The following is a 12279-nucleotide window of genomic DNA, read 5'->3' as shown; positions in this document are numbered from 1 at the left end:
ACCGGGAAACGCCCGGCGCAAAACTCGAACATTCTGGGAGGAGAACCGAATGAAGAAGACCCTAACCGCATTGGTCGCGGCGGCGATGACGCTGACCACGGCCCCGGCTTTCGCCGAACTGGTGGTGCCGAACCTCAGCTATCGCACCGGGCCGTATGCCGCGAACGGCATCCCCTACGCCGACGGCTTCAACGACTATTTCACCCTGCTCAACGAGCGTGACGGCGGCATTGGCGGTGAGATGGTCAAGACGCCCGAATGCGAAACCGCCTACAACACCGAGAAGGGCGTGGAATGCTACGAGTCGACCAAGGGCGAAGGCGCGCTGGCCTATAACCCGCTCTCGACCGGCATCACCTATCAGCTGATCCCGAAGGTCACCGCTGACGGCATCACGCTCTACACCCCGGGCTACGGCCGCACTTCGGCCGCGAACGGCAAGGTGTTCAAGTGGGTCTTCAACTTCCCGGCCAACTACTGGGATGGCGCCTCGGTCGCGATCAAACACATCATTGATCAGGAAGGTGGCGACATCAAAGGCAAGAAAATCGCGCTGGTCTACCACAACTCTGCCTACGGCAAGGAGCCGATCCGCACGCTCGAAGAGCTGTCCAAGAAGCACGGTTTCGAGCTGTCGACCCTGCCCGTGGACCATCCCGGTCAGGAGCAGAAGTCGCAGTGGCTGCAGATCCGTCGTGACAAGCCCGACTATGTCCTGATGTGGGGCTGGGGCGTCATGAACCAGGTCGCCATCCAGGAAGCCGTCAACATCCGCTTCCCGATGGATCACTTCATCGGCGTCTGGTGGTCGGGTTCGGAGAACGACGTGGCTCCGGCAGGCGACAAGGCCTCGGGCTACAAGGCGCTCTCGTTCCACGGTACCGGCATGGACTACCCGGTCTATGACGACCTGAAGAAATATGTCGTCGATGCCGGCAAGGCCTCGGGTGCGGGCGACGAGGTCGGCACGATGCTCTACTCGCGCGGCATGTACGCGGCGATGATCATTTCGGAAGCGATCCGCAAGGCGCAGGAAATGACCGGCAAGTCGAACGTCAACGCCGCCGAAGTGCGCGACGGTTTCGAGAACCTCGACCTGACCGAAGCCCGTCTGGAAGAGCTCGGCCTGCCGAACTTCGCCCAGCCGATCAAGGCGAGCTGCGAGAACCACGGGGGCCCCGGCTCCGCCAAGGTCTTCCAGTGGGATGCCGCTGCGAAGAAGTGGAACGAAGCCTCCGACTGGATCGAATCCGACAAGGACGTGCTCAACCCGCTGATCGAAGAAGATTCCGCAGCCTTCGCTTCGGAAAACGGCATCACCAACCAGTGTAACTGATCGAAAACGGCCTCCGGCGCGCGCCGCCGGGGGCCACCCCAATGTCCCGGAGAGAACCATGCTCGACGCTTCGAAATCCGACACGACCCTGCTCGAGGTCAACAATATCGAGGTGATCTACAATCACGTCATCCTCGTGCTCAAAGGGGTCAGCCTGAGCGTGCCTAAGGGCGGGATCACCGCGCTTCTTGGCGGTAACGGCGCGGGCAAGACGACGACGCTCAAGGCGATCTCCAACCTGCTCAAATCCGAACGCGGCGAGGTGACGAAAGGCTCGATCACCTATCGCGGTGAACGGGTGCAGGACGGCTCCCCCGCCGATCTGGTCCGCAAGGGCGTGATCCAGGTGATGGAGGGACGTCACTGTTTCGAACACCTGACCGTCGAGGAAAACCTGCTGACCGGTGCCTATACCCGCAAGGACGGGCGCGCCGCGATCCAGGACGATCTGGAAATGGTCTACACCTATTTCCCGCGCCTCAAGGAGCGCCGCAAATCGCAGGCGGGCTATACCTCGGGCGGGGAGCAGCAGATGGTCGCGATGGGCCGCGCGCTGATGAGCCGCCCCGAGACGATCCTGCTGGACGAACCTTCGATGGGTCTCGCGCCGCAGCTGGTGGAGCAGATCTTCGAGATCGTGAAATCGGTCAACGAGAACGAAGGCGTCACATTCCTTCTGGCCGAGCAGAACACCAACGTCGCGCTCCGCTATGCGCATTACGGCTACATTCTGGAGAGCGGCCGCATCGTGATGGACGGTCCCGCGAAGGAATTGCGCGAGAACCCGGACGTGAAGGAATTCTACCTCGGCATGTCCGACGAAGGCCGCAAGAGCTTCCGCGACGTGCGCAGCTATCGCCGCCGGAAACGCTGGCTGGCGTGACGCTAACCTACTGATTCAATTAAATTGCTGCGCAGCATTTTCGGCGCGGCACAGGGGCGGTCTGTCCGCTGAACGGAAAGGGTCGAGAGATGCGCGAACATTTCGACGAATTGGAAACCCGCAGCGCCGACGCGCGTGAGGCCTCTCTGGCGGAGTGCCTGCCGGCTCTGATCGGCGCGGCGATGACGGCTCCGGGGATCGCGGCGCATCTGCAAGGCGTCGACCCGAGAGCTGTCACATCGCGCGAGGCGCTCGCGAGGCTGCCGGTGCTACGCAAGTCCGACCTCGGCTCTGCGCAGAAAGGCGCGCCACCCTTCGGCGGGCTGGTCATGAAACCCGCACATGCCTTCGCCCATATCTTCCAGTCGCCCGGTCCGATCTACGAGCCCGGCGATGTCAGTTACAATTGGTGGCGGCTGGGGCGCTTCGTCCATGCCGCAGGCGTCGGTCCGGGCGATATCGTGCAGAACTGCTTTGGTTACCACCTCACCCCGGCGGGGATGATGTTCGAAAATGCCGCGCGCACGGTCGGCGCCGCCGTCCTGCCCGCAGGCACCGGCCAGACGGAGCTGCAGGTCCGCGCCGCCGCCGATATCGGCTCGACGGTTTACGCGGGCACGCCCGATTACCTTCGCATCATCCTCGAGAAAGCCGAAGAGATGGGCGAGGCTCTGAAAATCACCAAGGCCACCGTGTCGGGCGGCGCACTCTTCCCGAGCCTGCGCCAGAGCTATGCCGACCGCGGGATCTCCTGCCTGCAATGTTACGCCACCGCCGATCTGGGCAACATCGCCTATGAGAGCGCCGCGATGGAGGGGATGATCGTGGACGAAGGCGTGATCGTCGAGATCGTCCGCCCCGGCACCGGCGATCCGGTGGCCCCCGGCGAGGTCGGCGAGGTCGTCGTGACCACGCTCAATCCCGACTACCCGCTGATCCGCTTCGCCACCGGCGATCTCTCGGCGGTGATGGAAGGCGTCAGCCCCTGTGGGCGCACCAACATGCGCATCAAGGGCTGGATGGGCCGCGCCGATCAGACCACCAAGATCAAGGGCATGTTCGTACGCCCCGAACAGGTGGCGAGCTTCGTCTCCGCCCATGCAGAGGTGCAGAAGGCCCGCGTCATCGCCACGCGCGACGGCGAGATGGACGTGATGACCGTGCAGATCGAAACCGAGGCCGACGACCCGACGCGTTTCGACGGCGGCGTGCGCGCGGCGCTCAAGATGAAAGGCGTGATCGAACTGGTGGCGCCGGGGTCGCTTCCGAATGATGGTAAGGTCATCGACGACCAGCGCAGCTACGACTGAGGAACCCAGCCGCGATCTCAGGGGTTTCCTCGCGTAAGAGAGATGGAGGACCCCATGCGTAAACTTCTTCTGACAGGTGCCGCGATCGCGGCGCTAGGCCTTCCCGCCCATGCCGCCGATCTGGCGTTGCTTCTGGGCAATTCCAATTACCAGCGGATCGACGATCTTCGCTCGGGCACCGCGCTGACCGATAGCGAAGCGAAGCTGCAGACGGCAGGTTTCTCGGTGCTGATCGAGGATGACGCCGACGCCGCCGAGATCCGCTCCCGCTTCCGCGATTTCGTGACCCGCGCGCCCGAGGCCGACCGGCTGGTCGTGGCGCTCTCGGGCCGCTTCGCCCATTCCGACGGCGAGACGTGGTATCTGCCTGTCGATGTCCGCGACACCTCGCTGCCCGAAGCGGTGAGCGAGGCGTTGCCGCTGTCCGCCGTGATGACGGTTCTGGCCGCGCACCCGGGCCGCGCGGTGCTGCTGCTTGGCGCGGCGGATGACGCGGGCAACGGCAACGGGCTGACCCAACCCGGGATCGGCACGCTCGACATTCCGCAAGGTGTGACGGTGCTGCGCGGCAGCCCGAAAAACGTCGCGAGCCTGATGTCGGGCAATCTGACCGAGCCTGGCGCCTCGCTGATGCGGTCGGCGCAATCTGCAGACCTGACCGCCAGTGGCTACATGACGCAAGATCTCACCCTGGTCACGGAGCCGACGGGGAAGAAACCCGCCCCGGTGAAGACCCCCGAAGCAGACCCGTCTGCCCCGTATTGGGACATGGCGCGCTCCGAGGATTCGATCACCGCCTATCAGCTCTATCTCGACCGCTACCCGAATGGCGCGAATGCCGCTCAGGCGAAACAGCGCATCCAGCAACTGCGTGACGAACCGCAGCAGAAAGCGAAGGCCGCGGAGGAGGCGCTGAACCTTAGCCGCGACCAGCGCCGCGAGGTGCAGCAGTACCTGACGATCCTGAAATTCGACCCGAAAGGCGTCGACGGCATCTTCGGGCCGGGCTCGCGCGGGGCGATCGCGCGCTGGCAGAAGGCCAACGGCTTCGACGATACGAGCTACCTGACCCGCGCACAGCTCACCGCGCTCACGGCGCAGGGCGAGAAGCGCGCCGCCGAGCTGAAGGCAGAGGCAGAGGCGCGTCAGGCCAAGATCGACCAGCAGGACCGTGCCTATTGGGAGCAGACCGGCAAGGCGGGTGATGAGGCCGGGCTGCGCGCCTATCTCAAGAAATATCCCGACGGTCTGTTCGCGGAACTCGCGCAGGAGCGTCTCGACAAGATCGAAGCGGATCGCCGCTCCGAGGCTCAGGCTGCGGATCGCGCAGACTGGGACGCCGCGCGCAAAGCCGACACCATCGCCAGCTACCGGGATTATCTCGCAAGCCGCTCTGACCCGGCCTTCAAAGCCGAGGCCGAGGCACGCATTGCCGAGCTGCAGCAACAGAATCAGCAAAGCGACGCGATGGATGCGGCCGCTGCGAAAGAGGCCGCCCTCAACCTGCCCGGTGTCGCGAAATCGCTGGTGGAGCAACGCCTTGCCCAGATGGGCCTGAAGCCCGGCAAGGTCGACGGTGTGTTCGACAAGGATACGCGCCGCGCGATTCGCCGCTATCAGACCGCGGGCGGGCTGGAAGCTACAGGCTATCTCGATCAGGCCACCGTGGCGCAGCTTCTGGCCGGGGCGATCGGCGTGCAATAAGCGCCGATCCCGTTCACCCTCGAAGCGCTGAAAAAAGGAAAAGGCCGCGCCGGGAAATCCCTGGCGCGGCCTTTATTCGTTTCGGCTCGGCTGCCTCAGCCCTGACGGGCTTTGAAGCGCTTTTGCGTCTTGTTGATCACGTAGACGCGGCCTTTGCGGCGCACGACCTGGCAATCGCGATGACGCTGCTTGAGCGAGCGGAGCGAGTTGCGGACCTTCATCGGCCTTCTCCTGTATCGCGGCGCGCGGTGCGCCTTGAAAAACGAATGCCCCGGGCTTGCAAGCCGGGGGCGGTGAATAGATGGTGGGCGGTACTGGGATCGAACCAGTGGCCACTACGATGTCAACGTAGTGCTCTACCGCTGAGCTAACCGCCCACACCCGTGCGATCCCGTTTGATGCCTTTGATTCGCGCTTGCGGCTAGGCCGCGAAGGGAACCGAAAGGCGCGGTGTCGCGTCGGTCTGGGGGTCTATATAAAGAGTCGAAACGGCTTTCAAGAGGGTTTTGGCGCGAAAGCGTTCCGGTGTAGGATATTAAGCGATCATAAGAGGTTTCATGTCCGACATCCCAGCCCTTTTGCCGCCGTTCCGGCTGGATCGCCCCAAGGCGTTGCGGACCGCTGCGGTCTTCGCCTCGCCCCATTCCGGTGCACACTACCCGCATAGCCTGCAGGAACGCGCCGTTCTGGACATGCTGCGCCTGCGGTCTTCCGAAGACGCCTTCGTCGATGAGTTGCTGGCGGACGTTCCGCGATTTGGCGCGCCGCTTCTCTGCGCGCAGTATCCGAGGGCGTGGGTCGATCTCAACCGGGCGGAGGACGAGCTTGATTCGGCGCTGATCGCCGGGCTGGACAGGGCGCATCCCGGACCGCGCGTCGCGGCTGGTCTCGGGGTGATTCCCCGCGTGGTGTCCGGTGCGCGGGCGATCTATCGCGGCAAGATTCCGTTGATCGAGGCCGAGGCGCGGATCAACCATGTCTGGCGGCCCTATCACGCGCAACTCGAGGCGCTGATGGCCGAGGCGCATGGCGCTTTCGGGCAGGCAATTCTGCTCGACATGCATTCGATGCCCTCCGAGGCTCTGGCCACGACCGGCCCGCGCCGCGCGGAGATCGTGCTTGGCGATCGCTACGGCACCAGTGCCGACCGGGAGATCGTGCGCGAGATCGAACTGATCTTCGAAGGCGAGGGGCTGAACGTCGCGCGCAACAGCCCCTTTGCCGGAGCCTATATCACCCAGCGATACGGGCATCCGCGCGAGGGCTATCACGCGATCCAGATCGAGATCGACCGCGCCCTCTACATGGACCAGCACCGAATCGCGCCGAACGAGAATTTCAATGCGTTCGCTGCGCTGATGAGCCGGGTGGCGCGTCAGATCGCCGATCTCGGGTCCCATCGACTGCGTCACGCCGCGGAGTAAGTCACTCCCCGTCCCAGCCGCGCCCGTTGCGGATCGCATCCGCCCCGAATCGCGCCCGGATCGCATCTTTGGCCCGCTCCGCGCTTGCGCGCTTCCCCGCATAAGGGTCGAGCAGGTCGCCTGCCGGATCGCGCCCATCCGCCGCCATGAGGTCCGAGAACCCGATCCCGATCAGTCGGTAGGCCTGCCCCTTCGGCAGCTTGTCGAACAGCGTCTCCCCCGCCCGATAGAGCGTGTCGGCCAGCTGGCTCGGCTCTTCCAGCCGGGTCTGCCGGGTCACCGTCGCGAAATCCGCCTTTTTCAGCTTCAGCGTCACGGTCCGCCCCGCCAGATCGCGCGCCTTCATCCGGGCCGAGACTTTCTCGGCCAGATGCCACAGCTTGCCCATCAGTGCCTCGCGATCGGCGATGTCAGTGTTGAAGGTGGTCTCGTTCGACACGGATTTCATCGGCGAGTCGGGAGAGACCCGGCGGGCATCATGGCCGTTCGCCAGTTCGAACAGGCGCCGCCCAGACGCGCCGAAGCGATCCCCCATCCGCGACAGCCCCGCGCGGCGAATATCGGCAAGCGTGCGGATGCCCGCACGCCCCAGGGCCGAGCGCGTTGCCGCCCCCACGCCCCAGAGGATCGACACCGGCTTGTCGCGGAGGAACTCTTCCGTATCGCCGCGCCCGATCACCGAAAACCCGCGCGGCTTGTCGAGATCCGAGGCGATCTTGGCGAGGAACTTGTTATGCGAAAGACCGACCGAGGCGGTGACCCCGATCTCCGTCTCGATCTCGCGCGCAAGCCGCGCCATCAGGAGGGCAGGGGGCGCATGGTGCAGCCGCTCCGTGCCGCCCAGATCGAGGAACGCCTCGTCGAGCGAGAGCGGCTCGATCAGCGGCGTCAGCTCCACCATTTTCGCTCTGATCTCGCGCGAGACGCTGGCGTAGTGCTCCATCCGCGGCTTGATGATCACCGCATCGGGGCAAAGCTTGCGCGCCTGAAACATCGGCATCGCCGAGCGCACCCCTGAGATTCGCGCGATGTAGCAGCAGGTCGTCACCACCCCGCGCGTGCCGCCGCCCACGATCACCGCTTGCGAAGACAGCTCCGGATTGTCGCGCTTCTCGACCGAAGCATAGAAACTGTCGCAATCGATATGTGCGATGGGCAGGTCGAACAGCTCCGGATGCGCCACGATGCGCGCCTTGCCGCAGGCGGGGCAACGCTTCGGTGCCTCGTCAAAACTCTTCAGGCAATGGCGACAAAGGGCAGGCATGGGCTCTCGATCCGGGGGTGTATCCCTTAGATACTCTCTCTTCGCCTTGGCGGAAATATCCCGGGCTGAATTGGCGCAGCCAAGAGGGGCAGCGCCCCTTGATGTCAACGAAAAAGGGGCGGATCGCTCCGCCCCTCTCAATCCGTCTTCAGGTGGCTCTTAGTGCAGCGGCACGCCATCGGCGGGTTTCGTGCCACCCAAGGGGGCCACGTGACCGCCGACGATCAGCCCGTTCGGGCCAGCCGTGACTTCGACCGTCGCGCCGTCCATAACTTCGCCGCCAAGGATCGCCTCGGCCAGCGGATCCTGCAGCGAGCGCTGGATCACCCGCTTCAGGGGGCGCGCGCCATAGACCGGGTCGTAGCCTGCATCGGCGAGCCACTTGTGAGCCGACTCGTCCAGATCCAGCGTGATCTTGCGCTGTGCCAGACGTTTCTCAAGCCGCTTGAGCTGGATTTCCACGATCCCGTCCATGTCCTTGCGGTTCAGGCGATCGAAGATCACCATCTCGTCGAGACGGTTCAGGAATTCGGGGCGGAAATGCGCCCGCACCGCATCCATCACCTGACGCTTGGCCTCGCCTGCATCCGAACCATCCGGCAGCTGGCTGAGCGCTTGCGAGCCGAGGTTCGACGTCAGCACGATCAGCGTCTGCTTGAAGTCGACCGTGCGGCCCTGACCATCGGTCAGCACACCATCGTCGAGCACCTGCAGCAGCACGTTGAACACGTCCGGATGCGCCTTCTCGACCTCGTCGAACAGCACGACCTGATAGGGACGCCGCCGGACCGCCTCGGTCAGAACGCCACCCTCGTCATAGCCGACATACCCGGGCGGGGCACCGATCAGCCGGGCCACGGAGTGCTTCTCCATGAACTCGGACATGTCGATCCGCACCATCGCCTGATCGTCGTCGAACAGGTAATTGGCGACCGCCTTGGTCAGTTCGGTCTTACCCACACCGGTCGGGCCGAGGAAGAGGAACGAGCCCAGCGGGCGGTTCTCGTCGTTGAGCCCCGCACGTGCACGGCGCACGGCGTTCGACACGGCGGTGATCGCTGCATTCTGACCGACGACGCGCTTGTGTAGCTCGTCTTCCATCTTCAGCAGCTTCTCGCGCTCGCCCTCCAGCATTTTGGAGGTCGGGATGCCGGTCCAGCGTTCGACCACTTCGGCGATCTGCTCGGGGCGCACCGATTCCTCGACCATCAGCTCTTCGCCTTCGGCCTCATCGGCCGCGGCGAGCTGCTTCTCGAGGCTCGGAATGATGCCGTAGCTCAGCTCACCGGCGCGGGCGAGATTGCCTTCGCGCTTGGCCTGATCCAGTTCGGCCCGGGCCTTGTCGAGTTGCTCCTTGAGGTTGCGGCCCGATTCCAGCTTGTCACGCTCGGCCTGCCACTTGGCAGTCATTTCCGAGGCGCGATCCTGCAGATCCGCCAGTTCCTTCTCGAGCTTCTCGAGACGGTCCTTCGAAGCGGTATCGTCCTCTTTCTTCAGCGCTTCCGCTTCGATCTGCATCTGTAGGATCTGACGGTCGAGTGCATCGAGCTCCTCGGGCTTGCTGTCCACTTCCATGCGCAGACGCGAGGCGGCCTCGTCCACGAGGTCGATCGCCTTGTCGGGCAGGAAGCGGTCGGTGATGTAGCGATGCGAGAGTGTCGCAGCCGAGACCAGCGCCGAGTCGGAGATCTTCACCCCGTGGTGGAGTTCGTATTTCTCCTTGATACCGCGCAGGATCGAGATCGTGTCCTCGACCGTCGGCTCTTCCACCATCACGGGCTGGAAGCGCCGAGCCAGTGCCGCGTCCTTCTCGACATATTTGCGATACTCATCAAGCGTCGTGGCGCCCACGCAGTGCAGCTCACCACGGGCCAGCGCCGGCTTGATCAGGTTCGCCGCGTCCATCGCGCCGTCGGATTTCCCAGCGCCGACGAGCGTGTGCATCTCGTCGATGAACAGGATGATTTCACCCGCAGCGGCCTCGATTTCCTTGAGGATCGCTTTCAGGCGCTCTTCGAATTCACCGCGATATTTCGCACCGGCGATCAGCGCGCCCATGTCGAGCGCGAGGAGCCGTTTGTCGCGTAGCGATTCCGGTACGTCGCCGTCGATGATGCGCAGCGCGAGGCCTTCCGCGATCGCGGTCTTACCCACGCCGGGTTCACCGATCAGAACCGGGTTGTTCTTGGTCCGACGGCTGAGCACCTGCATGGTGCGCCGAATCTCGTCATCACGACCGATGATCGGGTCGATCTTGCCTTGCTCGGCAGCCTCGGTCAGATCGCGCGCATATTTCTTGAGCGCCTCATAGCCCTCTTCGGCCGAGGCCGAATCCGCCGTGCGTCCCTTGCGCAGGTCGTTGATCGCGGCGTTGAGCTTCTGCGCCGTTACAGCGCCCGCATCGAGCGCGTCCTTGGCGCGCGTGTTCACCATGGCCAGAGCCATCAGAACACGTTCGACCGGCACGAAGCTGTCGCCCGCTTTCTTGGCGATCTTCTCGGCCTCGTCGAGCACGCGCACGAGGCTTTGCTCGACATAGACCTGCCCGTCGCCGCCCGACACTTTCGGCAGTTTCGACACCGCCAGATCGACGGCCTCGAGCACGCGGGCAGGCTCGCCACCGGCGCGCTTGATCAGATTGGCCGACAGCCCCTGATCGTCATCCATCAATGCCTTCAGAAGATGCTCGGGCACCACACGTTGATGACCCTCGCGCATCGCGATCGTCTGCGCGGCCTGAAGGAAGCCGCGAGACCGCTCCGTGAACTTCTCCATGTTCATCGGCATTCTCCTTTTTTAAAGCCCCCGGGATGTGTCTGGCCCTGTATTAGGCGCCGTCCTGGCCGGGTCTCGCTATGAAAAATGGGATGTGGCATGCGCCGCTTCAAGTCTTTTCGATGGACCATTTCGCCGCAGGAGGAAACCAGATCGCAAGGTTTAGCGTTTACGTGAAGACAAGCATAGAGGACGACCACAGAGGAGGGGCCGGGTCCATGCACCATGGCAACGCCACGCATATCGCGCGCCTGATCTACAATGCCGCGCAACGCCGTTTCGAGGCGATCGTAGAATTCTTCATCCCCGGGGTCGCGCAGCCGCTGCGGGTGCCCGTCAGAATCGAAGCCAGCCAGAACATCCCACATCGACAGCTTACCCGCGCGCTGACCCGCGAAGCGCAGCGCCGTGGTATCGGCGGGCTGTGAACCCGCGAACGGCTTGACGTAGCGGTGATTGATCCGCATCAGGGGGCGATCTTGAAAAGGAGCGCTCTGCGATGACCGACATGACCCTGCCCGCCGACGACCGTCTCATCGTCGCCCTCGACGTGCCGAGCGCCTATGAAGGCCTCGTGCTGGCAAACCAGTTGGGCGACTCGGTGTCCTTCTACAAGATCGGTCTGGGGATGCTCACCGGCGGTGGCCTCGCGCTGGCGAGCGAGCTGAAGCAGGATCAGGGCAAGCGCATCTTCCTCGACATGAAGCTGTTCGATATCGGTGCGACGGTGGAAAACGCGGTGCGCGGTCTGGCGCAGTTCGACCTTGATTTCCTCACCGTGCATGGCGACCCCTATGTGGTTAAGGCCGCGAAGGAAGGCGCCGCGGGCACCGACCTGAAAATCCTCGCCGTGACGATCCTGACCTCGCTCGACCGGGAAGACCTGAACGGCGCGCTCATCAAGGAGGGTGCGATCAGCGATCTCGTCGCCGAACGTGCGGGCCGTGCATTCGACGCGGGTGCCGATGGCGTGATCGCTTCGCCGCAGGAAGCGGCGATGATCCGGGCATTGCCCGAGGCAACCGGCAAGCTGATCGTGACGCCGGGCGTGCGCCCGACCGGGGCCGACCTCGGCGACCAGAAGCGGATCGCGACCCCGGCAGCCGCCGTGGACGCAGGCGCTGACCATATCGTCGTTGGCCGCCCAATCCACCGCGCGCCCGATCCGCGCGCCGCGGCGGAAGCGATCCTCCAAGAGCTTCGGGGCTGACTGGCGCTTAGGTCACTGGCCATCGCCGCCGGTAGCCGGGCCACTCGTCTTCGAGTTCGGCGCGACTTCGACCTTCGCGGCATTCGGATCTGACATCTGCTGTTCGCTCGGTGGATCGGTGGCGGCCTCGTCGCCGCCGTCAACCGGCGTATCCGCAACCAACCAGACCACGACACCCAGCGCCGCGACCAGCGCCACAAGGGTGAGTATCAGGCCGCCGATACTGCTTTGTCGGTTCGAATCCCTGGCCATTTCTGCTCGCCTCTTCGCTTTGGTCCCTCGGTAAAGGAAACGCGAGGCAATGGCCTGCGTTCCTCCTCCTGTCCTCAGATAGGCGGAGCGCGGCGCAAAATGAAACGGCGCCCCGCAGGAC

General features: G+C 64.2%; 11 protein-coding genes and 1 tRNA gene. 7 read left to right on the top strand and 5 right to left on the bottom strand.

Annotated features, from left to right (window positions below; all coding sequences use genetic code 11):
• The first annotated feature begins 49 nt into the window (after nucleotides 1-49).
• From B6V73_RS10110 to B6V73_RS10095, 4 genes are all read left to right on the top strand, one after another.
• Nucleotides 50-1336 (top strand): ABC transporter substrate-binding protein, encoded by a 1287-nt coding sequence (locus tag B6V73_RS10110; RefSeq protein ID WP_075775416.1) that lies wholly within the window; start codon nucleotides 50-52, stop codon nucleotides 1334-1336.
• Nucleotides 1337-1394: 58 nt separating this feature from the next.
• Nucleotides 1395-2219 carry an ABC transporter ATP-binding protein gene (locus tag B6V73_RS10105; RefSeq protein ID WP_075775417.1) on the top strand — a complete coding sequence of 275 codons (825 nt, stop codon included), beginning with the start codon at nucleotides 1395-1397 and terminating at the stop codon, nucleotides 2217-2219.
• An 89-nt stretch (nucleotides 2220-2308) separates the two neighbouring features.
• Nucleotides 2309-3529, top strand: coding sequence for an AMP-binding protein (locus B6V73_RS10100; protein ID WP_088723095.1), 1221 nt, complete (start codon nucleotides 2309-2311; stop codon nucleotides 3527-3529).
• Between the two features lie 54 nt (nucleotides 3530-3583).
• A complete protein-coding gene (locus tag B6V73_RS10095; protein ID WP_075775419.1) occupies nucleotides 3584-5233 on the top strand; it encodes a peptidoglycan-binding protein in 1650 nt (549 codons plus the stop codon).
• Nucleotides 5234-5328: 95 nt separating this feature from the next.
• Here B6V73_RS10095 and ykgO read toward each other — a convergent pair whose 3' ends face one another.
• Entirely contained in the window at nucleotides 5329-5454 is a 126-nt protein-coding gene (ykgO, locus tag B6V73_RS10090) for a type B 50S ribosomal protein L36 (protein ID WP_038074920.1), read from the bottom strand.
• An 81-nt stretch (nucleotides 5455-5535) separates the two neighbouring features.
• Nucleotides 5536-5610, bottom strand: a tRNA-Val gene (locus B6V73_RS10085).
• A 180-nt stretch (nucleotides 5611-5790) separates the two neighbouring features.
• Between B6V73_RS10085 and B6V73_RS10080 the strand changes: the two genes are divergently transcribed.
• A complete protein-coding gene (locus B6V73_RS10080) occupies nucleotides 5791-6657 on the top strand; it encodes an N-formylglutamate amidohydrolase (protein ID WP_088725171.1) in 867 nt (288 codons plus the stop codon).
• Nucleotide 6658: 1 nt separating this feature from the next.
• Here the strand turns inward: B6V73_RS10080 and B6V73_RS10075 are convergent, their stop codons facing one another.
• Nucleotides 6659-7921, bottom strand: a complete 1263-nt coding sequence (locus B6V73_RS10075) for a DNA polymerase IV (protein WP_075775421.1) — start codon at nucleotides 7919-7921, stop codon at nucleotides 6659-6661.
• Nucleotides 7922-8080: 159 nt separating this feature from the next.
• Complete coding sequence (gene clpB, locus B6V73_RS10070; protein ID WP_075775422.1) at nucleotides 8081-10702, bottom strand: ATP-dependent chaperone ClpB; 2622 nt, start codon at nucleotides 10700-10702, stop codon at nucleotides 8081-8083.
• A gap of 212 nt (nucleotides 10703-10914) precedes the next feature.
• Between clpB and B6V73_RS10065 the strand changes: the two genes are divergently transcribed.
• Nucleotides 10915-11124, top strand: coding sequence for a hypothetical protein (locus B6V73_RS10065; protein ID WP_075775423.1), 210 nt, complete (start codon nucleotides 10915-10917; stop codon nucleotides 11122-11124).
• Nucleotides 11125-11204: 80 nt separating this feature from the next.
• Nucleotides 11205-11906, top strand: coding sequence for an orotidine-5'-phosphate decarboxylase (gene pyrF, locus B6V73_RS10060; RefSeq protein WP_075775466.1), 702 nt, complete (start codon nucleotides 11205-11207; stop codon nucleotides 11904-11906).
• Nucleotides 11907-11918: 12 nt separating this feature from the next.
• On the opposite strand, the gene B6V73_RS10055 is transcribed toward pyrF, so the two are convergent.
• Entirely contained in the window at nucleotides 11919-12158 is a 240-nt protein-coding gene (locus B6V73_RS10055; protein WP_088725170.1) for a hypothetical protein, read from the bottom strand.
• Nucleotides 12159-12279: the final 121 nt, after the last annotated feature.

The sequence above is a fragment of the Thioclava sp. JM3 genome (assembly GCF_002213185.1).
Lineage (GTDB): Bacteria > Pseudomonadota > Alphaproteobacteria > Rhodobacterales > Rhodobacteraceae > Thioclava > Thioclava nitratireducens.
This window is presented reverse-complemented; position numbering and strand designations above follow the sequence as displayed.